Annotated in this window: 21 protein-coding genes and 2 tRNA genes; 3 read left to right on the plus strand and 20 right to left on the minus strand. The window is 51.5% G+C overall.

Going from position 1 to position 20,374, the window contains the following annotated elements:
• Positions 1-5: 5 nt before the first annotated feature.
• From H8S75_RS10210 to H8S75_RS10270, 13 genes are all read right to left on the minus strand, one after another.
• On the minus strand, positions 6-488 hold the full coding sequence (locus H8S75_RS10210) for a chemotaxis protein CheD (RefSeq protein ID WP_187021241.1): 483 nt from the start codon (positions 486-488) through the stop codon (positions 6-8).
• Positions 478-1,101 (minus strand): chemotaxis protein CheC, encoded by a 624-nt coding sequence (locus H8S75_RS10215; RefSeq protein ID WP_187021243.1) that lies wholly within the window; start codon positions 1,099-1,101, stop codon positions 478-480. Before H8S75_RS10215 ends, H8S75_RS10210 begins: the two co-directional genes overlap by 11 nt.
• A 1-nt stretch (position 1,102) precedes the next feature.
• Positions 1,103-1,483, minus strand: coding sequence for a response regulator (locus H8S75_RS10220; protein ID WP_187021245.1), 381 nt, complete (start codon positions 1,481-1,483; stop codon positions 1,103-1,105).
• Entirely contained in the window at positions 1,480-3,153 is a 1,674-nt protein-coding gene (locus H8S75_RS10225; protein WP_187021247.1) for a methyl-accepting chemotaxis protein, read from the minus strand. Before H8S75_RS10225 ends, H8S75_RS10220 begins: the two co-directional genes overlap by 4 nt.
• Before the next feature lie 26 nt (positions 3,154-3,179).
• Positions 3,180-3,662, minus strand: a complete 483-nt coding sequence (locus H8S75_RS10230) for a chemotaxis protein CheD (RefSeq protein ID WP_187021249.1) — start codon at positions 3,660-3,662, stop codon at positions 3,180-3,182.
• Positions 3,659-4,276 (minus strand): chemotaxis protein CheC, encoded by a 618-nt coding sequence (locus H8S75_RS10235; RefSeq protein WP_187021251.1) that lies wholly within the window; start codon positions 4,274-4,276, stop codon positions 3,659-3,661. The genes H8S75_RS10230 and H8S75_RS10235 overlap by 4 nt, the downstream gene beginning before the upstream one ends.
• 9 nt (positions 4,277-4,285) lie before the next feature.
• Complete coding sequence (locus tag H8S75_RS10240; protein ID WP_002600345.1) at positions 4,286-4,648, minus strand: response regulator; 363 nt, start codon at positions 4,646-4,648, stop codon at positions 4,286-4,288.
• Between the two features lie 3 nt (positions 4,649-4,651).
• Entirely contained in the window at positions 4,652-5,248 is a 597-nt protein-coding gene (locus tag H8S75_RS10245) for a CheB methylesterase domain-containing protein (RefSeq protein ID WP_187021253.1), read from the minus strand.
• A gap of 53 nt (positions 5,249-5,301) precedes the next feature.
• Entirely contained in the window at positions 5,302-6,111 is an 810-nt protein-coding gene (locus H8S75_RS10250; RefSeq protein ID WP_243270225.1) for a CheR family methyltransferase, read from the minus strand.
• Entirely contained in the window at positions 6,092-6,430 is a 339-nt protein-coding gene (locus H8S75_RS10255) for a chemotaxis protein CheW (RefSeq protein ID WP_187021258.1), read from the minus strand. Before H8S75_RS10255 ends, H8S75_RS10250 begins: the two co-directional genes overlap by 20 nt.
• 18 nt (positions 6,431-6,448) lie before the next feature.
• Positions 6,449-8,779, minus strand: coding sequence for a bifunctional diguanylate cyclase/phosphodiesterase (locus H8S75_RS10260; protein ID WP_187021260.1), 2,331 nt, complete (start codon positions 8,777-8,779; stop codon positions 6,449-6,451).
• Positions 8,780-8,786: 7 nt separating this feature from the next.
• Positions 8,787-9,182 (minus strand): chemotaxis protein CheW, encoded by a 396-nt coding sequence (locus H8S75_RS10265; RefSeq protein ID WP_187021262.1) that lies wholly within the window; start codon positions 9,180-9,182, stop codon positions 8,787-8,789.
• A 79-nt stretch (positions 9,183-9,261) separates the two neighbouring features.
• Entirely contained in the window at positions 9,262-9,675 is a 414-nt protein-coding gene (locus H8S75_RS10270) for a hypothetical protein (protein ID WP_187021264.1), read from the minus strand.
• Positions 9,676-9,830: 155 nt separating this feature from the next.
• Here H8S75_RS10270 and H8S75_RS10275 point away from each other — a divergent pair, with 155 nt between their 5' ends.
• The 3 genes from H8S75_RS10275 (at position 9,831) to H8S75_RS10285 (ending at position 10,964) form a co-directional block, all read left to right on the plus strand.
• Positions 9,831-10,481 (plus strand): DUF3298 and DUF4163 domain-containing protein, encoded by a 651-nt coding sequence (locus tag H8S75_RS10275; protein ID WP_187021266.1) that lies wholly within the window; start codon positions 9,831-9,833, stop codon positions 10,479-10,481.
• 147 nt (positions 10,482-10,628) lie between these two features.
• Positions 10,629-10,702: transfer RNA gene (locus H8S75_RS10280), tRNA-Pro, on the plus strand.
• A 189-nt stretch (positions 10,703-10,891) separates the two neighbouring features.
• Positions 10,892-10,964: transfer RNA gene (locus tag H8S75_RS10285), tRNA-Ala, on the plus strand.
• 239 nt (positions 10,965-11,203) lie between these two features.
• Here the strand turns inward: H8S75_RS10285 and H8S75_RS10290 are convergent.
• The 7 genes from H8S75_RS10290 to H8S75_RS10320 all read right to left on the minus strand — a co-directional run bounded on the left by H8S75_RS10290 (position 11,204) and on the right by H8S75_RS10320 (position 20,345).
• Positions 11,204-11,800, minus strand: a complete 597-nt coding sequence (locus H8S75_RS10290) for a pyroglutamyl-peptidase I family protein (protein WP_187021268.1) — start codon at positions 11,798-11,800, stop codon at positions 11,204-11,206.
• Positions 11,801-11,806: 6 nt separating this feature from the next.
• On the minus strand, positions 11,807-12,355 hold the full coding sequence (locus tag H8S75_RS10295; protein ID WP_187021270.1) for a hypothetical protein: 549 nt from the start codon (positions 12,353-12,355) through the stop codon (positions 11,807-11,809).
• 86 nt (positions 12,356-12,441) lie between these two features.
• Positions 12,442-13,248 (minus strand): protein-ADP-ribose hydrolase, encoded by an 807-nt coding sequence (locus tag H8S75_RS10300; protein WP_187021272.1) that lies wholly within the window; start codon positions 13,246-13,248, stop codon positions 12,442-12,444.
• A 1-nt stretch (position 13,249) separates the two neighbouring features.
• Positions 13,250-14,089 (minus strand): SIR2 family NAD-dependent protein deacylase, encoded by an 840-nt coding sequence (locus tag H8S75_RS10305; RefSeq protein ID WP_187021275.1) that lies wholly within the window; start codon positions 14,087-14,089, stop codon positions 13,250-13,252.
• A 204-nt stretch (positions 14,090-14,293) separates the two neighbouring features.
• Positions 14,294-18,559 (minus strand): DEAD/DEAH box helicase, encoded by a 4,266-nt coding sequence (locus H8S75_RS10310; RefSeq protein ID WP_187021277.1) that lies wholly within the window; start codon positions 18,557-18,559, stop codon positions 14,294-14,296.
• A gap of 242 nt (positions 18,560-18,801) precedes the next feature.
• Complete coding sequence (locus H8S75_RS10315) at positions 18,802-19,485, minus strand: DUF2461 domain-containing protein (RefSeq protein WP_187021279.1); 684 nt, start codon at positions 19,483-19,485, stop codon at positions 18,802-18,804.
• 11 nt (positions 19,486-19,496) lie between these two features.
• Entirely contained in the window at positions 19,497-20,345 is an 849-nt protein-coding gene (locus H8S75_RS10320) for an RNA polymerase sigma factor (protein WP_187021281.1), read from the minus strand.
• Positions 20,346-20,374 lie beyond the last annotated feature (29 nt).

Below are 20,374 nucleotides of genomic sequence, written 5' to 3' on the forward strand. Positions count from 1 at the left end.
CTACCCTATATAACCGTAATGCCTGCACTCATTGACTTGACTGTCAGGCTGCCATCCGCCGAATCAAACGTGATCGTCCTGCCATAATTCTTACCGGTATCCTCCGCCGTCACACTCACCTTCAGCGCCCCTAAAACAGCTTTTACTGCCTTTACATTGCGCTCCCCTATGCTTCCGAGAGCTTCGTATTTGGAGAACATCCCCGCGCCTCCCGCCAGCTTCGCCGTGATAAAGCGGCGGTTCGCCCCCTGGCGCTCCATCTCTTTTATGAGCTGCTCACAGCCCTTATCCGCGAATTTGTAGGGATTTTCCTGAGACAGGCTCAGTCCTGCATCCGGAAGCATAATATGTGCCATTCCGGCAATACGGTGTTTCTCATCGTATAAGCAGACTCCCACACAGGAACCAAGCGCATAAGTAATGAGTTTTTCCGGCCGGGAAACTACTTTTCCCTGCGCAATTCCCACCACTACAGGATTATCCTTCATATTCCTCACCCAAAGCCTTGAAAATCCGCTCCAGAGAGTGAATCTCCGGAAGGAACAGAATGTGGCTGACCACTTCCTGATCGTCAAAATGGTATTTATCCTCGATCAGAAGCAGTTCATCGCTCAGTCTCGCAAAGTGAATCATCGGAACACTTAATATGGCTCCGGTCATATCGATACAGATGTCCGGGACAGAAACGTGAACCCTCAAATCCATCATCACCGTCATCGCGTTAATATAGGAACAGCACATGATATTGCCGATCTCGCAAATCGCGGAAAGACTCATATCATCCAGATTCCTGACATCCTCGACCTCTGTTCCCAGCAGCTTGTCAAGCATGGTCTGGGCGAACTTCGTGCTGATCAGGAACATAAACATGCCGTTCAAATCGCCTGAAAGCTCCAGGAGCACTCCCAGCTTGATCTCCTCCGGACCGCCCAGCATGGCGGGTACTTCCTCGAATTTCATGATTTTCACATTAGGACGCTCGATCTCAATCCTGTGGTTAATCATGCTGGAGAGTGCGGTAACCGCGTTTCCCGTTCCGATATTACCGATTTCCATTAAAACATCTCTCGCACTCTCACTGATGTCCGAATATTTATTCATCTCATACCTCCGCAGACGATGAAAATGCCCGGTTAAGAGCCTGGACGATCTGCTCCGCCTTAAACGGCTTGACAATAAAGTCCCTGGCTCCGCAGTCCACGGCTTCCTTCATCATGGAATCCTGGCCGATTGCGGAACACATAATCACGAAGGCATTTTCGTCGGCCTCTTTCATCTGTTTTAATGCTTCTATTCCGTTAATGCCAGGCATGGAAATATCCAGAAGCACCAGTCCCGGCCTTATTTTTTTGTACAGCGCAACCGCCTCTTCTCCGTCGGCCGCCTCATATACCTCGTAATCCCCGGATCCGGCTATAATACGTTTCTGCATGGAACGCATAAACACGGCATCATCTACAATCAGCACTTTCTTCTCACTCATGACAGCTCAAATTCCTCCACTAATTTTTTCAATACCTGTGCCTGCGCCGACAGTTCTTCGCTGGAAGCGGCGCTCTCCTCCGCCGTAGCGGAATTTCCCTGTACAATCTCAGACACCATCTCCATGCTCTGTCTGATCTGGATAATGGAATCAGCCTGGCGCACAGAGGCACCGGAGATCCGATCCACCATGGTACCGATCACTTCCGTCCCCTTCACCACCAGGTCCAGCGCTCTGGCCGTCTTATCCGCGGCCCCGGTACCGCCGTCCACTTTTTCCGCGGTCTGCGCCGCCAGACGGGCCATCATCCCGGAGGCCTCCCTCGTCTTCGCCGCAAGGTGACGCACCTCGGACGCTACTACAGAAAATCCCCGGCCCGCTTCACCGGCTCTCGCCGCCTCTACCGAAGCGTTCAGTGCCAGTATATTCGTCTGGAATGCAATATCCTCAATCTCCTTTACGATGCCTCCGATTGCGCTGGAGTTCTCCCGGATTTCAAGAATCGCCTGAACCATGGCCTTCATCTCGTCACTGCTTCTGGTAACCAGTCCAATTACCTCGTCCACCTTTTTGCTGGTCATCACAGCATCATTGGCGTTGCTCTTAACGCTGTCCGATATCTCGTTGATATTGGCCGCCAGTTCCTCCATAGAGCCTGCCTGCTCCGTGGCTCCCTGGGAAAGGATCTGGGCGCCGTTTGCAACCTGCTCGGAGCCTCCGGCTACCTGATCTGCCGTACAGGCAATCTGCATGATCGCACGGTTTAAAAGTCCTGTGATCTGCTCCATCGCATCACCCAGTGCAACGAAATCGCCTTTAAACGCAGTTTCCGGATGGTAGTTCAGCTTTCCGTTTCCAACCGCCAAAAGCCCTTCTTCCACTGCGGACACATAATCGTTCAATGCGCTTATGGTCTCGCGGAAGCTGTCCGCCAGCTCTCCCAGTTCATCCTCTGATTGATATTTCAGCTGAACCTGCAGATTCCCTTCCGCCAGGTTCTTTGCGGCCTCCCGGACCTCACTGACGGGTTTTGTAATTCCCTTTGTAATATAGAGACACAGAGCCACGGTTATCATCAGGATGAGGAACGATAACACCAGGATTACTGCTGTCATCTGCTGCCTTACCGCATGCCCCCTGTCAAGGTATTTCTCCGCATTAACCTTGGAATAAGCGGTAATCGCTTCCAGGCATTCCCTCGTCTTCTCCGCTTTCGGCTCGTAGTCACTGCCATATAAAGAAATCGCTTCCTCGTCATTACCGCTTTTCAACGCCTCAATAACGGCTTCCCTGGGCTGCTTCTGATTTTTTAAAGCTTCACGCAGCTGGTTCACCAGATCGTTATCCGGCATCTGTTCTTTCAGCATGGTTAAATTCGTATCCATATCGCCGAGGATCTCATCAATCTCATCCAACTGTACCTGCCGATCCACATTCACTCCCTCCGTAGCAATACTCAGGACCGTACGGCCAATTCTCTGAACGGATGCCCTTAGGTTACCCGCCGTATAGGACGCAGTGAACGCCTTATTGTAGAAGACATCCAGCGATTTTGATACATAGTATACTCCAAATAGAGAGACGATCACGGTTATGATATAAAAAAAGATAATGATACCATAAGAAACCATGAGCTTCTTTCCTATTTTCATATTCTTCATTTTCCTCATCAGTTTTTTTCCTTCCGTCTGTCATTCTAGATCCAGTATCTGGAACGGTTTACCGTTTCAATCTCAAGCCTTCCGCTGCCGGCCATAAAGCGAACGCTCCGTCCATAATTTTCACCTGTGTCCTCCGAGATAATCGCCAGGTCCAGTTCCTGCAACGTCTTTCTCGCACAGCTTACATTCTCCCTGCCGATATCCGGCTGCCCCGCCTGTCCGGCAAAGCAGAAAATCTTCGCCCCTCCGACCAGCTTTACCCGGATCCGTTCCGGTACCGCGCCGGCTTCCTTCATGGCCTCTAACAGCGCCCGGGTCGCTGTATCCACATACCGCAGACCATTTTTTCCATTGCCTTCCCTCCGTATATCCGGAAGCAGAGTGTGTACCAGTCCTCCAATACCGCCCTCTTCATCATACATACAGACAGCCAGACTCGATCCCAGCGCCATGGTAATGAGAACCGTTTCCCCTTCCGCTACCGCCATCTGATCAGGTTTTATCACGATCTCACTCATCCGCTCACCTCCACCGCTTTCATAATCTCTGAGATAGAGTCTTCACGCAGAACCATGAGCATACAGCTTTTCTGTTCCGCCTCTGCGGTTGAAAAGTTATTGCCAATGCAGATTCCGCCGGGAAATGTCCCTGCCGCAGTCCCGATCAGCGCCGTGATAATGGCTCCTGTCATATCCATGGAAACGGCTGAGTCGGACAGCGTGATCCTCAGGCCGACACAGGCCGAGAGCCCGGTCAGATAGGAAGAAGCCATAATATTGGCCGTCTCCTTGAGCAGATCCAGCATCTGTCCATCCATCTCCCCGGACACCTGCTCCGTGTTCAGCAGTTTCCTGAGAATTACGTCCGTCATCCCTTCTTTGTATATCTGAAGAAGCATACCGTTAATATCGCCGGTAAATGGAATCAGAACGGCCGCCACGTTTTCTTCCGCATAGCCGATCCATTCCGCCAGCCCGTCATAATCAACCGTCTTCATGACAGGAGGGGCGTAACACACCTTTTCTCCGATGATATGGGATAAAGAAGCCATGCTGCTTCCGGTTCCGATATTCCCCATTTCCAGCAATGTTTCTGCCGCCGGTCCGCCCGGCAGCTCCCTTTCGTCCTTCATTTCTCCCTCCTACAAACACGCTTTTACGATTTTCAAGATCTCCTCGTCCTTAAATGGCTTGATAATGAAGTCTGAGGCGCCGCAGCGGATCGCCTCCGCAATCACCTGCTCCTGTCCCACCGCTGAACACATGATGACCTTTGCATTCCTTTTAAACGCCAGAATATCATTCAGCACTTCCAGTCCTGATCTTCCGGGCATCGTAATGTCCAGAAGCATTAGATCCGGCTGCACCTCCTTATATTTCTCCACCGCTTCCACGCCGTCGCCCGCTTCCACAAAGTTGTCGTATCCTCCCTGGGTCAGCGCGCGCTTAATCACTCTTCTCATAAACATCGCATCATCTGCTATCATTATCAATGGCTTTTCCATGGCCTACCTCCCGGTTTTATTATTCATATTCATGCAGAACCTGGTTATCTCTCCGCTGATCAGGCCAAGTCCCATCTGTCTTTCCGCTCCGCCGTTTCGTAAGGCCGATTCCGGCATGGAATAAATCTCACTCGTCTCTTTATCCTGTGCAACAGTACAGGCTCCCGCCTGGCGCATGGCCAGCAGCCCTTTGGCACCGTCCTCCCCCATACCTGTAAGAATAATCCCCATGGCTTTCTCCTTCACCGTCTCCGCAACGGAATTCATGGTGTAACTGATGGAAGGGCAGAATCCGCCGTACCGTTTCCCCGGAACACAGCGAATCATGAAGCCGTCCTCCAGTTTTCCCAGCGACATCTGATATCCGTCCGGGGCAATATAGACCGTGCCGTCGCAGACCGGCTCACCCGACTGTGCCTCTTTCACGCGCATCTTGCACAGGGGATTTAAATACTCTGCAAATTTACCGGAAAAGCCATGGCTTAAATGCTGGATCACCAGAATCCCGCAGGTGGTCGATGGCAGCTCCTTAAGGACCGTGAGTACGGCTTTGGGACCGCCTGCCGAAGCCCCGATCACCGCTAAATATCTGCTTTTCATTTCCCTCTGACCCTCCATTGACTCCCCCTCTGCCATCAGGCGCGCAGCGGCCTCTATTTCCTGTAGACAGCCGGACACACGTATTCAAACAGTTCATGGTTTCTGGGCAATAATTCCGTATGCCCCACAAACAGATAACCGCCGGGCTTTAAAGCCCGGTACAGCTTCTCAATCAATTTCTTTCTTGACTCCTCATTAAAATAAATCATAACATTGCGGCACAGGACCAGATCATACTGTCCCAGCCCCACGCTTGGTTTTAAGAGATTCATCCGCTGAAACCGGACTTTCTCTCTTATAGCGCGGCCGATGTCAAACGAAGTTCCCGCCTCGTCCATGGATAAATATTTCTGCTGCCACAATGCCGGAATATTCTCCAGCTCCCGGACCGGGTATCTCCCCTTCTGGGCCACAGCCAGCGCCTGCTCCGAAATATCCGTTCCCACAATGGAGAAGGATGGGAGCCACCCGCCCTGATCCTTATAGTCCTGCAAAAGCATGGCCAGCGTGTAGCACTCTTCGCCGCTGGAGCAGCCAGCGCACCAGATCTGATACGATATGCGCCCCCATTCCGGCTTAATATTGGTAAGTATCTTATCCCGCAGGAAGTCGAAATGCTTCGGCTCCCTCATAAAATATGTATAGTTCGTGGTCAGTCGGTTTAACAGGATGCTCTCCAGCTGTTTAGTCCTGTCCATCTCCATCTGTCTCATGTACTCTCCCATGGAGATATTACCGCGTTTTTCCAGCTCCCCATTCATTCTGCATTCCGCCAGGATTTTCTTCTTTGACAGATCAATTCCGTACTGTCCGGACATATAGGTAATCAGCTGTGTGAACTCCTCATTCGTAAACCGTATCAATCGCGCCCCCTCCGGCAACCTCATCAGCTGCCATTCCCTTTATGCTACCGTCTTCTTTTCTTATCAGTACGATACACGCCGGAACTTCCTCCGGCGCCAGGTTCTGGTTCTTGCCTGTGATCTGGTCGTTTCCCGGCCGGAACACGGGAATCAGTCCGCCCTCTTTATAGATCATGCCTACGAGATTATCAGGCGCCCCCGGCACCCTTATGATTTCAGGGCACGGAAGAATCAGTTCCACCCGTTCCATGGCTGTCACTTCGCACTCGCCGCCATAATACAGGCGCAGCATCTCTCTTCCAAATCCTTCCTGTTCCATGTGTGCCCCTCCTTTCCTTCAGTCAGCCATCAGATCCGTAAATTCCCCGATGGGTGCAGGTCTCCCGTATCGGTAACCCTGAGCCAGATTGCATCCGATCTCCGTCAGAAACGCCTCATGCTCGGCCGTCTCGATTCCTTCAGAAATCACCTGAATATCCAGCTCATGGGCCAGATGAATCACATTGGCGATGATGATCTTCTCCCGGTCGCTTAATCGCTTCTGGAAGAATTCTTTATCCAGCTTGATAATATCGACGGGCAGATCCTTCAGGAGGCTCAGTGACGAGTAGCCCGTTCCGAAATCGTCCATGGACAGGACGAAGCCTCTCTCTTTGATCCGCCGCGCCACCTCCAGGATTTCTCCCGGATTGTTTAAAAATGCGTTCTCTGTAATCTCCAGCTCCAGATACCGGCTCTCCACACCGTATTTGCCAGCGATCTGTTCCAGTTCCTCCAAAAAGTCAGGCTTCGTCAAATGGATCCTGGATATATTCACCGCAATGGGATACGGCGTTCTGCCGCTGTCCTTCCAGCTCTTAATCAGTCTGCAAACCCGCTCAAACACATATAAATCAAGCTCTGCAATAAATCCGTTTTTTTCAAACAGCGGGATAAATTCGTCGGGCGGAATCATCTGGCCCTCCATCATCTTCCAGCGCACAAGGGCCTCGAACCCGATACAGCGCTTACGGGGCAGATCCACCTTGGGCTGGTAATAGACGACAAACTCCTCATTCTCCGCCGCGCGTTTCATGCGGAATGCAAGCTCCCGTTCCTTTGCGAATTTGCGCTCTGCCTCCCTGTTGTAGAAGCTGTAGATACTCTTATGGTAATCCTTTAACGCCTTTCTGGCCATATTAGCGTGGTCTACCAGGATAGACATCTCCGTGTCCCCCGGTTCTACGAGGCAGACGCCCATGATGCAGCTGATCGAGAAGTCCTTCTTCTCCTCCCGCGGAATCTGTTCCACCCGCCGCAGCAGCTGGTCCAGACGGTGCTGCAGGCCGTTAACAGTCTGGTATTCCAGGAGCAGCGCAAATTTATCGGCCTCAATTCTGGCAAAGCACTCCCCGCCGCCCGTAAAATTACTGAGCAGAGAACTGATGCCCACCAGAATATCGTTTCCTGTCTCATAACTGTAATTCGCGTTAATCACCTTGAAATTCTTGATATCCATGGTGACAATCGCCTGTAACAGCGGCGCGTTCTTCAGCCTCTTTCTTCCCTCGCTTAAAAAGCGGTTGTAATTCCATGCCTCTGTCAGCCGGTCGTGATCCATCAGTATCTGCGTAAAACGCTGAAAACGGCGTTCCAGAATACAGGCGGCCATAACGCGCCCAACCAGAGCGAACGTCATGCTCTCCTCCAGCGTCCAGAGCCTTTCTTTTTTATTATCATTCACACTGATATATCCGATATAGTCCCCATTTTCCATGATCGGGAACTGCATCAGGGATCTCGTTTTTCTCAGCTTCTGGCGTTCCGCTATGACCGGATCCAGAATCTCCAGTTCGCAGATTCGGTTGCAGGCCAGCACCTTCCGGTTCCGAAAAAGCTCCAGATACCGTTCTGCAATGAGGCCTGGTATCGTCTTTAAATTATCGTTACGGACCATCGGTTCCTCTTCCATCCAGGAAGAGGTAATCTCATAGTCCTTCCCTCCGGATTTGCGCTCCAGAATATAGGCCTCACCGCATCCATAATAGGCACATATCCGTTTCAATCCCATTTCGATGGGGCATTCCTGTTTTCCGGGCAGAAAATGATCCATAATTTTGCGGATAAAATCCATGTCGGCTTTTCCGCTGTCCTCTATGTACTCAGGTATGGGGCGGATCGAATACGCCGGATCGATTTCCGCGTCCCCCGTCTCTATTTTTCCGCACACTTCTGTAAAACAGAGGAACTTCTCTTCCTGCTTTGCACGCGCCAGCTCCGCCTTTGCCCTCTTTAGCAGAGAGTCGTAAGTCTGTCCCTGTCCGTCTGTCAGCGTGCCTCCCGCCGTCATGTACAGTTTCGTTTCCCGCTCCAGGCTGGTACGGACACTGTTCATGGAAGAGACCGCATCTTCACGGCTGCGGCATCCCAGAAGAAAGATGAGAAAGCAGTTTTCGCCCACTCTCGCCACAAGATCCGTCCGCCTCAGGGTACACTGCAAAAGGAAGGCCACCTGCTTCACAGAGGCCTCCGGAAGTTTCGTCCCACCGTTTGACGCCTCCAAAAGAAAAAGGCCGTCGCCTCCCCAGTTCTCCGCTTCCTTCAAGTATTCATTAATCATCACTTCAGCCGCCGCTTCTGTCCACGTATTGGTCAGACGGTCCAGCCGTTTTTCTCTGTTTGAAACCATGACCCGTTCAATTCCTCTCTTTATTAAGAAACCGTTCTATATCCATCACGAAGGACCAGCATCCGGAGGAATCAAGATACACCGCCTGCGTCAAAAAATCATTCTTCTCTCCGGTCACTTCCTCAGGAAGCTTAAATATTCTGTCGTCCGGGACTTCAAATACGCCGTCCACACGGTCAGCCAAAAGGGCCGGAAGACCGTCCTCCACCTCCAGAAGGACCGCGTACTCCCGTTCCCGGTTGTCCCCCCACGAAGCTCCAACCGAATAAATCTCAGCCTCACACCCGTTAAATGTAATCGTTTTCTCCTGTCCCGCATTCCCCTGAACAATATGGCGTACCAGTTTCAGCGGAATCAAAAAAAAAGCGCCCTCTGACTCAAAACATAAAAATGTTTCCACCATAAGGCACCTCCTTCGCATCTTTCACATTTGTATATACTATTTAATATATTAACGCATAATGCATGAAAAAGCAAGGTTATTACACCTCTTTTGCCTCCAGCATCCAACCTTCCAGACTGAGTTTGAAACGCTTACGGAACAGGTGTGAAATCCACCAGACCGAAACAGCGGCCACCGCCGCCATCACCAGCAAAAATGTCCCAAAATCCATCCATCTGCCATAGGATGTCACAAACACCAGGGAAACCAGAATCGTCAAAATACTGACCACCGCGATCTTCCGTTCCACACGCATCTTCTCCCATCGGTTCTTGACCAGACGGTCTTTCCGTTTTTCCTCCGGCTCCGGACCGGACAGTTCTTCCTTTACTCCGTTTAAGGTTTCCTCATATATCTTTCTGGCATCCTTGTCGTAGTAATCAGAACAATTTTTCTTTATCTCTCTTAATCCGTTCCATATGATTTTCATAATATCCTTTGCCGACGTAAACATGTCCACCCTCCTTTTTTTCTATCATACAACAAAATGCCATAAAAAGGAATAAAAAGTAGGTCATCTGGTAAATAATTCCATGATGTCCCAGTCATACTGCATATTTCTATTTTAGCGGCCATATTAATATAAAAATCCTGTTTTATGGAGCCAATATGCAGACCATTACCCAAAGAGTACTGTCGGACACCGTATACAGCAAAGGGACTGCCGTACTCACTTATACGATCCGTTATCCTTACTTCACCACAACCTGCTCCGAGGCAGCCGCCTTAAGTATCAATGCGTTTTATTCCACCGCCGCCCGAAAGACGGAGGAGTACTGCCGCACAGTCCTGGCTTCCCAGGCCTCCGTTCAGGCAGAATACGCAAAGAAAGACAACTATCCGTTTTTCGGATATGAGTTCATAAGCGCTTATACCGTCACCTGGAATTCCGGATGCATGACAAGCCTCTATACCGATCAGTATACCTATACAGGAGGCGCACACGGAAGCACGATACGGACCTCGGATACCTGGGATTTCAGCAGCGGCAGATACTTGACACTGGCCGATTTCTATCCCCACAATCCAGCTTACCGGGAAGGCATCTTCCGGATTCTGGATCAGCAGGTAAAGGCACGGGAGAAGGACTCTCCTTCCGCTTATTTTGACGATTACCCGACTCTGATTCGATCCACCTTCAAACCGGAGAGCTTCTTTGTAACACCCAAGGGGATTGTCATCTATTTCCAGCAATACGACATCGCCCCCTACTCAACCGGAATCCCCGAATTTTTGATTCCATTTAAAAAAAGCCGGTAATGCCCGTAATAGCAGGCAAAACGGAACTTTTTCCAGGCAGGCCTCTTCCAACTGGTTTCACTTTTTAAATTTTTCTTTCATTTTCCACTTGCAAATTCTACCAAAAAGTGTTATTATATGTTTCGTTCGCTTCTAAGCGTATCATATCGAGGCGTGGCTCAGTTTGGTAGAGCGCTGCGTTCGGGACGCAGAGGTCGCAAGTTCGAATCTTGTCGCCTCGATGATAAAAAGTGCAGGATATCTTTCATAGAAATCCTGCATTTTTTTTATTTTTACTATTCTTATTTTTATTCCATTTTAGTTTCATTCGGCTCCATTGCAGGCTAAAATTTCAAAAATCGGAAAAATCAGAAAAAAAGTGTAAATTAGTGATTGCAAATTTTTTATCTTTTTGCTATAATAGCGGACATGGGGGTATAGCTCAGCTGGGAGAGCGCTTGAATGGCATTCAAGAGGTCATGGGTTCGAATCCCACTATCTCCATGAGTCATATGCTGGAAGTCTTGATTGTACAAGATTTTCAGCATATTTTTTTGTTTAAATGCAGTATTTATTCCATTTTGTCCTGCTCTTCACCGATATATGGAGGTAACGCCAATGCCGCATCACAGAAAGAAAACCATTGCTCAAATGCTGAATGAATGCAGCTCTGAACAGGAATACGGTTCCTGCCTGGACTGCGGGGATTATGCCTGCTGCGAATACGATCAGGTCGCAAATGTCTATGTATTTTCCTGCCATAACGAGGATTGTCCGCACCACTGGCCGCCCTGTAACACGCCGCGTATCGAAGATGCTCCGGACTGGTTCGCCTGGCCCAGGCCGTAGCAAGGCCGTCTTAGGTCCTCGGTCAATCCTTTGGTCAACCCGTTCACCGTTTCAGCCAGCCGCCCAAACTCGCCTATATTCTTCAACATGGGAATGTGGAGAAATACAATTTCCACATCGATCTGTCTCTCTTTAATCTCCCTCATAACGTGGTAATACAGATGATTGCAATAACTTGTTCCTGCATGCTCAGACAACTTCACCCGGCAGGTTCCTGCACAGAGTCTCTCAATCTGCGCAACAGGGAACCGTGTGGTCAGAATATCCTCTCCTGCCCTAGCCTGCAGTTCCACAGAAATCGCATTTTTCAATCCCGGTTTTTGGCCAAATGCCAGGATCCGGTCGCCCGGTTCCATCACATCGATAATCTGTTTTACACATATCATTTTATCATTTTTTAAGTAAATCTTTTGATCCCCTGCATTAACACAGTCAAGCAGTCTCTTGGAGCTGTTATCCTCTCCCTCAAATCCCGCAAGAATTACCCGCATGTATTTCTACCTCCCGCCATCCCCGTAATGCAGCTCCGCTTCCTCCCATATTTTCCGCCACTCCTCCGATTCCGGTTCCCCGAGATTGTACGTCTCTAAGTCTTCACTTCGTGGATACGCATTCCGGAACGCCTGGGCAATGGCTTCATCCCTGCTGATCAGCAGTGTAAGCGCACTGTCCCACGCCACGATCTCAATATCAGCCATTGGATGCTGAATGGAAATCGGATTTTTCCAGAAACCGGTGTATCCGTCCGCATACGGCAGTCCATAGCTTATCACCTGGTGCAGCCGCACCTCTTTCTTAAATCCCGACAGGACGCCCCAGTACCATGGATAATCCTGCTGCCGGACAATCTCCTCCAGCCGCTCCCCCGGCACCCAAAAGAACGCTTCCCTGCCTAAGTTCCCGCCATACGGCTCCAGCGCCTCCGGATAATTTTCATACCCCGTTATCAGCCAGTTCCGTTCCACGACAGCCGGGATAATCGCAGAGAATACCCCGGAAAAATACGAGTAGGCTCTCTCTCCCTTTCTCAGAATCACACCTTTCACAGCCGCTCCTCCCGGCGGTTCACTCACCCGCCGAATTTCGTAAATATGACACGCCCAATTCCCATACACAGGATTGTCGGCAGCAGCTATCGTTCCTGTTCCAACAGCTTCTGATAAATAACCAAATCCTGATCGGTATAGACATCAAATATAACCTGACGGACCGATTCCTTCTGCATTAAGAAACTAACAGCAGTCTCCACCGCGATCTCCGCCGCCCGCTCCTGTGGGAAACAGAATACACCTGTCGAGATACAGCAAAATGCAATCGAGGTAATCTGATTTTCCACAGCCAGTTCCAGACAGGAACGGTAACAGTCCGCCAGAAGCCGGCAGTCTGCTCTTCGCAGCGGGCCGGTAATAACCGGACCGACCGTATGCAGAATCGAATCACACGGAAGATTGAAGGCAGGTGTAAGTTTCGCACGCCCCACCGGTTCCTCGTGCCCCTGGGCCTCCATAATCTCATTACAGGCGAGGCGGAGCTGAATGCCCGCATAGGAATGGATGATATTGTCGATACAGGAATGACAGGGCCGAAAGCATCCCAGCAGTGCGCTGTTGGCCGCATTTACAATCGCTCCCGTCTTCAGACGTGTGATATCCCCCTGCCAGAGACAGATCCGGCCGTTCTCCTTTACAGGAGCCAGATCCGCTCCATCCAGAATGCCGCACGCGGCAATCTCCTCCGACAGATACAAATCCTGTTCCGCCAGAAACTCCGGATCTGCCGGCATTGGAGGCCTTACGTTCATCAGGGAGCGGAGAAGCTGTTTCTGCCCCGCACTATCCTCCGGAATCACAATGCCGCGATACTGAGGCATCTCCTTCTGCATAGCCCGGATCAGATACCTGAGGCGTTCTTCCTGGGTCTTGTAACTCTCATTTTTCAAATCACATCACCTCTCTGACTGCTTCCAGAGCTTCTGCAATGTCCATGTTGACATATAAGGATTTTTCTCTGATCTCCTCCGGCCCCCAGGCTTCTCCCTGATTGATGCAGATATAAAAACCATGTTCCTCCCTGTCTGTCAGCTGCCAGAACGGATATTTAATGATTCCCGGCGTGTTCATGCCGACTCCCAGTTCCAGAAACACCAGCCTCCTGTTCCGATTCTGTCTTATAAAACCGGTATATCCGGCACAGGCGCGCTCCCATGCATCGTCCTCAACGAAGTATCTGTCGCACCGCAGATTGACCTCCATGTCACCGCCGCAGACCGGACATTTCGGCACCAGCTCCGACGGTATTTTCAGATTTTTCTGCCGGGCCACCATGGCTCTTACTTCCTTCTCGTTCTCATACAGCTTCTTATGACAGGCCTTTGCACACTGAAACATACCGTAATCACCCTGAGTCGCAAAGATCCGTTCTTCCGGAAATCCAGCCAGCTGAAACTGATGATCCACGTTCGTTGTCAGGATAAAGTAATTCCTGTCTTTCACCAGCTGATACAAATCCAGATAGGGCTTTCCAGCCTGAACATCGTAGCGGTTACAATAAATATGCCGGCTCCAGTACGCCCATTTTTCCTCCTGTGTGGGAAACGGGTAAAAACCGGCCGAATACATATCTGTCATACCGTAGTGCTCGATAAAATCACCGAATTTCTCCCGGAAGCGCCTGCCTGTATACGCTAAACCGGCGGAGGCCGACATCCCGGAGCCTGCTCCGACGACGACCGCCTCCGCTTCCTTGATAAGTCTCCTCACCGTGGACTGCCATTCGCTCATGGTATCCCCCCCTTTTTTGTGCTCTCACCAGGAATCTCTCATCCGAGAGCGTGTCTGAAAATTGATTTCCGCCACACTCCAGGACTCCTTCGTCTTCCTGTCTGAATTATAAACCGCTGCAGCATTTACAGCAATAACGCACAAAAAAGTGGGATAGTAACCGGTTCGTTTCTTAGTATCCGACAGATACTATTGCTATCTTCATTACCGGTAGAGCACATAGTCCTGCATCTCGCGGATGAAACCGGCCTTTTTTAATAATTCGCCGGCATTTTCCGGATATTCCTTCAAAATCAGGCGCTTCTGGTCAGGAAATAAAAGCTTTCTCTGAAAACAGCGGACGAACTCAGAAAGTACAGCCTCCAGCCCTTCTTCCTCAAAGAACTTAAGAACCTTTCCCTGGCGCTCCATCACTGCGGCCGTCCTCCCCTGCCGAAAGGCGACAGCTGTCCCCGGAAGATTCATAAAGTTTCTGTCCTCCGGCTGTTCCAGAGCCTTTCCCCATATCTGCGCCGGATCTGCTGCATTCAGCCAGACCACGTCATCATCCGGCTGTTTTAAAGCCGCTGTCACGCTCTCATAGTCCTCTTTCCGGATAAACTGCGCCCCCGACATACCGGATACATAGTATCCGCGTCTCACTTTTCCCGTGTACTCCCAGATCCGAAGTACATCCAGGGCCTTTCTCCAGGCCATTGTTTCCGGCTCCGCCTTAGCTTCGTCCGTACCGCCGGCTGACAGCAAATAGGCAGAATCCATGCAGGGATCGCATGCTTTGCGGTAGGTCTCTTTACAGAGGACCGCCGTTTCCTTTAAAAACAGGTCCAGCCACTCTTCCATTGTCCTTTTCTTTACTGGACGCACGATATCCCAGCGGCCTGCAGACAGCGCCATCACCCGTGCATTCACCCGCTGTCTCGCCGTTGCCTTCTTCACCTTTTCCCGATTCTGCCACTGTCTCACCGGCACAAAGCTGTCCGCACAGACAAGACCTTTTTCTGCCAGCTTAAGAAGCACCTCCTGGGCGCTGTCCTGCTTCGGTACCTCCGTAAGGAACTTGAGGAAACTGGCTCCCCGGCGCATCAGCTCCTGATACAGCAGCTTCTCATCACCCTCCAGTTCCTCCGAAAGCCCGGAAATCGGCGCATCCCAGTCGATATCTTCATACCGGTAGAAAGCCAGTGTCCCATCAGGCTTCATCTGCCAGAAATAGTCGCCCTGTGCCAAAAGCTTGTCGAGCATGGCTTCGGTGTAATTTTTTACACGCCGTGCAAAAAAGACGGATTCCCAGAATTTGACCGGATACGTCCTTCCGCAGATCTGTTCCACCGCTCTCCTCAGCTGTTCCTCTCCCGGCGCGGCAACAAAGGCCTTTTGGGCCGCCAACGCCGCATAATGCGTCGGCGGCTGAGTCATAGCCTCCAGACGCATGCCTTTGATTGACGCGCGTCTGGCCCTGTCGTAGAGCTTTGCATGGTAAAAGATCCCGTCGTCCTCCACCACGAGTGATTCTGCCGTCAGCTTTTCCAGTATGCATTCCGCCATACCTTCCGGGAAAAAGTACCGCTCACTCACCGCTTCCCTATTCTGCCCGCCGCGGTAATAGAGCATCCGCCGTACGATATGCATGGCCGCTTCCTCATTCCCCTCCTGAAGAGCCAGCTCATACTCTTCCCGGTGTTCTGCTGCAATCCATATCCCAGGCTCCATGTAGGTAACTAATTCTCTCTCCGCCAGATTCTTCAGCCACTCCACCGGCACAGGCAGTTCTCCGGCAATTAAATCGCCTTCCATCATCAAAAGGGAATGAAGCTGGTCCTCATCCTCCGGAAGCTTCTTCCGCGCCTGAACCCTGGCCAGCTCCTCCGCCTGCGGCTTTATCATATCAGTCTGCTTCAACTCCTCATAGACAGCCTCACGGATTCCCTGCGTAACCGGCGAATACTCATACATCTCCGCCGCTTCCGCCTGCCACTGGAACGGAAGAGACATGGGCGACGGCACATCCACACAGACTTCCCGTACTGTAATGAGCCCAGCCCTGATATCGCCCAGGATCTTTATTACACCGTCAATATCCCACTGGTCCTCCAGGCATTCCCGCTTCGTCTCCCGGATCAGGGGATGGCCTGGCTCGTTAATCAGGGAGGAGAGCATCTCCGTGCTCTTCAGCCGCTGCATCCAGAGCGGCTGACGGCCATTCCGTTTCATTCCCATCATAAGCGCACGGGCCGCATTATAGCGAAAGGTCATATTGAACAGAGGCGTCAGGGGAAGCGCCGCCTCCAGAACACTCCTGGCCTGTCCCTCCTCAATCTTGAACAGCAGCCCTTCCGGAAGAACGTCATCTCCGTAAGGATACAAAAGAAAGCCATCCTCCTCATCCACGCAGCCAATATCGATTCCGCATAGCTGTCTGGCCGTATGCTGCAAAAGAAGAGACAGCGGTGCATTGACCCGTCTCCCAAACAGCGCGTGCACCATGACCTGATTGCTTCCCGTATGATCTCTGAACCGTTCCACAACGATCGTCCTGTCGTCCGGAAGCCCTCCGGTTACCACTATCTGACGCCTCAAAAATGAAGCCGCATTGCAGGCCGCTGCGCCGTCGAGGCCAAGCCGGGCAAGTGTATCTGTAAGTGCATCAGGGCAGCTCGCCAGCCGGCCAGCTTCATCCGGATGCCGTCCTTCCGCCGGCTGTCTATATTCGGTCAGTTGTTCTTCCCCGGCCTCCGCCGCCTTTCCCAACTCCCGGAACAGCCTTCCGAACGCCAGACTGGTGCGAAGCGTCCTGCCTCTCGTCTCCCCCTTCCAGAACGGCAGCCTGGCTCCCTCCGCCGGAACCTGCGTCACTACCACAGTATCCCGGTCCTGGCTGACGATCTTCCATGCAAAAGATCCAAGCACAAACTTATCTCCAATCTGGGATTCATACACGAACTCCTCATCCAGTTCTCCCAGCTTCACCCCATCCTCCGTCTTCGCCGCGTAGAGCCCCTTATCCGGGATGGTACCTCCTGCCGCGACAGCCAGCATACGGCTGTAGGCGTCACCGGTCACCCGCTCATGAATCCGGTCATAGAGCACCCGCGGACGCACCGGAATCTCTCTTCCGTGTTCGTAATCACCAGCCAGCATCCGCAGCACGCCTTTTACGTCCTCTCTCGTCACATCGCGAAAGGAATAAGCCCTGCACAGAATATCCATCACATCATCCACGCTGTACCCGTCGCCTGCCGCCATGGACACCAGATGCTGGGCAAGCACATCGAGACAGAGCCTCGGCGGCTTCGTATGCTCGACTCCGCCCAGTCTGGCGATCTCGGCAGTCATGCCGCAGTAGACGCTCTCCGGTGCTGTCCTGGGATACATATACATCACGCTGACCGATCCCGGATTATGGCCCGCCCGGCCCAGCCGCTGCATCGTACTGGAAACCGTGCGCGGACAGCCGATCTGCAGGACCTGGTCTATCTCGCCCACATCGATCCCCAGTTCCATGGAGGAGGTGGCGCACAGAAGCCGGAGCCGTCCTTCTCTCAAGTCCTGCTCTACCTCCGCCCGCTGTTCCTTCGAAAGACTTCCGTGATGAACTCTGGCAAACCCGTCACCGCCCAGCAGGTTGACGTAATAGGCCAGCTTCTCCGCATACCGGCGTCCTTCCGAAAATGCAATCACGCTTCTGCAGTCCAGACACTTCTGATAGACCGCCATCCCCAGTTCTTCCCAGACCGGATCCTTTCTTCTCCCGTTGGCCGGAGTCGTTCCCACCACCTCAATTAAGACCTTCTTCTCCATGGCCGGAGCGCAGATAACTACCGGCTCGGGGGATAAGTATTCCGCAGACAGCTCCAGCGGCTCTATCGTGGCCGACAGGCCGATGCGCTGGAGATTACGGCCGCAGAGCCGGTCCAGCCTTGCGATGGAAAGCATCAGATGAGCCCCCCGCTTCGTATCGATCAGAGCGTGAAGCTCATCGATGATCACCGCCTCAGCTGTCTTCACGATCCCCTGGCCCGACCGTGAGGTCAGCATCAGGTAAAGCGATTCCGGCGTGATAATCAGAATATGGGGCGGATGCTTCACCATTCTCTGGCGGTCCTTCTGGGGCGTATCCCCAGTTCTGATCGCCACAGTAATCTCCTGCTGCCCTTCTTCCCTTTCGATTCCATCAAGCGGCCGTCTCAAGTTTTCCCGTATATCGCCAGCCAGTGATTTCAGCGGCGAAACGTAGATCAGATAGAGCTTTTCCTCCAGCCTTTCCTCCCTGGCCAGCGTACTTAAGCGGTCAATGAAAACGAGGAATGCGGACAGCGTCTTGCCGGTACCCGTAGGGGCGCTGACCAGCACCGGCTTCCCGGCTGCGATCGCCGGCCACGCCTCCTCCTGTACCTTTGTCACTTTCCCGAATGTCTCCGCAAACCAGCCGGCTGTGGGCTCTGAAAAAATCTTAAGAATATCGTCCGCCATCGTAACCTCCATGCAAAACCACCGTCAGACCGGCCGGTTCCTGTTTCTCTTATTCCAATAAAATAGTTTTTCTTATCATACCATACTTTACGCTGGATTAACAGGCGCCTTTTTCCAGCGTTCTTTAATCTCAGACTCCTTTGTCTGGGGCTTAATCCTATCACGGCAAACATGTCAACTGTGTGTCATGATTATCCGGGATTTCCGTTTATTTTTAGCACCAGTTTTCCCGCCAGCCCCTTCTATTCCCGAACCGGGTACTGGAAATCCCTGACCGCTTCATTAAAGTAATCATTGAATGGCCGCATCAGCAGAAACAGCTCCGACGCCTTTTCACAAAAATCCTCCAGATCACAAAGTTCCTCTGTCTCCAGACGGCATTCAATGTCCCAGCTTTTATACTTTAAGTATTCACTTTGGGGAAAATCAGCGTCATATCCACGGGGAACATTTTTTAAGCGCTCCCCAGTCATCGTAAAATGGTTTTGAAAATCCGGAGCGGATACAATGGTCTCCAATTCCTCTCCATGGCCGCAGATATAATCGCGGATCATTGTCACAGCGTCCTTAAACGGTGCCGCATGCACACCACCTCCTAAAAACACATTTCCCGGTGCCAGATTCAAATAATAGCCGCCCGGAATCGGCGCGCGGCCGGCAGGCGATATATGGGCGCGAAAAGCTGCATGATAAGGGGATTTGTCGCGGCTGAATCTCGTATCCCGGTTCAGCCGGTATATAAGATTCTTTGGATACAGTCCAATCACCGACGGATCTTTTTCCGCCAGGCGTTCCATCATCATCTGAAGAAGTTCTTCAAACTCTGCCGTCGCCTGTTCCTTAAATGCCTTGTGGTCTGCCATCCATTTTAAGTTATTGTTCCGCTCAAGTTCTTTTAAAAAGTCCATGATACAGTTTTCTCTCATCACACCGCCTCCTATGCATTGGAAATTATAGAATAGCAGTCGGATTTTAGAAATTCATCCAGATACTGCCTCGCTGCCTTTGTCGTCCGGTAGGCCGGCAGGGAAGAAAAGACCAGAGACCGGTCGTCGATCTCTTCCATCGCCGTCTTGCACTCCTGAAGGAACTCTGTATTTTCCTCCAGACTGGTATACTCCGGCTTCTCCGGATTCACCCTGTGAGTCGCGATCGCATAGGAAATCCGTTTACTGCAGGAACAGACCCCTTTACCGCTTAAGCCGCAGTATTCATCCAGAAATCCAGCCATCTTTTTCTTGATTCTGGACAGTCTCTGCCTGTAAGCCTCCGGAGAAATCTCCAGTATCTCGGCCGCCAGACGGCTGTCCACACGAAACATGGTACCGAGAATGTAAATACAGCGGCTGTCCGTATCCAGGCACTGAAGCATCACGTTCGTACAGGAAAGCTTTAATTCCTGCTCCAGCAGGTTCCGGTCCACCCCCATCGTTAAATCCGGTATATCCTTTTCTCTTCCGCTCACAATATCTTCGCCGTAGTATTCGAAGCTCAGCGGATGCTGCGCAAACATACTCTTTCTGTAGTTTTTCAGATGATTAACCGCAATACGGAATACCCAGGTGGTAAAAGCGCTCTCCCCACGGAAGGAGGCCAGATTGGTCATCACCCGGATCAGGATTTCCTGCGACGCGTCCTCCGCGTCATGAATGGTCCCCAACATACGCAGGGAGAGATTAAAAACCAGATCCTGCACCCCGGTGAGAAGCTGCTCCAAAGCCCCTTTGTCCCCCTCCGCTGCCAGTCTTACCAGCTCTTGTGTTTCCATTTGTTCCTTTTCGTTCATGTCTTTTTCCTCTCTTTCGCTTTTTTCAT

Origin of the sequence: Hungatella hominis (genome assembly GCF_014288005.1) — a bacterium.
In the GTDB taxonomy this organism is placed as follows: domain Bacteria; phylum Bacillota; class Clostridia; order Lachnospirales; family Lachnospiraceae; genus Hungatella; species Hungatella effluvii.